Origin of the sequence: Mesorhizobium sp. M1227 (assembly GCF_040318315.1) — a bacterium.
Lineage (GTDB): Bacteria > Pseudomonadota > Alphaproteobacteria > Rhizobiales > Rhizobiaceae > Mesorhizobium.
In genome coordinates this window covers 1-775 of the sequence record NZ_JAMYLZ010000113.1, presented here as the reverse complement: position 1 = coordinate 775, position 775 = coordinate 1, and the positions used below count along the sequence as shown (strand labels likewise).

The 775-nt window shown below is 59.1% G+C and carries 1 protein-coding gene; it reads right to left on the bottom strand.

Annotated features, from left to right (window positions below; translation table 11 throughout):
- Window positions 1-395: 395 nt before the first annotated feature.
- A partial coding sequence (locus NKH28_RS34335) for a hypothetical protein (RefSeq protein WP_352981468.1) occupies window positions 396-775 on the bottom strand: 380 nt, incomplete at its 5' end.

The following is a 775-nucleotide window of genomic DNA, read 5'->3' as shown; positions in this document are numbered from 1 at the left end:
GAATCGGTGATCGCAACGTCACCACCGTGCCATGGCCGCTCGCCCCTCAGAGCAAGCCCCGTTCTCTCTCCAAAACTTTTTGCAGAACCTTCAGCACACTATCGCGCCGTCGTTGCGGGAAGACGATCGAGGTTGAGCCAAGCGAAAACGGTCTTCGGTCAGACCCAATCCATTCGAGGGCGCCATGGGCGTAGCTAGGATGGACAGACAGTCACAACGGCGACCGCGATCAGTCACCCGCTTCCCAGCCCTGTCATGAGCGCTTTGGCGGTCAATACAGCTAACCCACACCTCAACCATGAGAATGATGATGCCGCTCCAGGTACCCGCGCCAAGATGGCCGGCGAGCGGAGCTGGGCCGCGCCGTGAAGCTGGGCGGACCGGATCAGTTCAGTTCAGTTCAGGAGGTGGGTGACGCGCTCCATTGCGAGTGGGCGGCCACGCTCTGGTACAGATTGTATTTGTGCGAGCGATGGCCAAAGCCATTTCTCCATCGGCGGCTCATTTGCCTTATGCTTCGTCAATGATCCGAAATCCGCGTTCCAGACTGCAATCCTATGCTGCTTGACCCTATATTGATCAGCGATCTTGCCCCAAGGCATCCATTCCAAACGGCACAACGCGCCACTTGCTGACGCAGTGCGCCGATGTACGAACGTCTCGATATTTTGGGGCCGACGAACGAACCCGCTGCGCGGGATGGGCGCATGGGGTGAGGTAGAGATCAAGAACCGGTCGTCGCGCTCGCGTTGAGCGTCGTTCGGCTCGAGCAGAG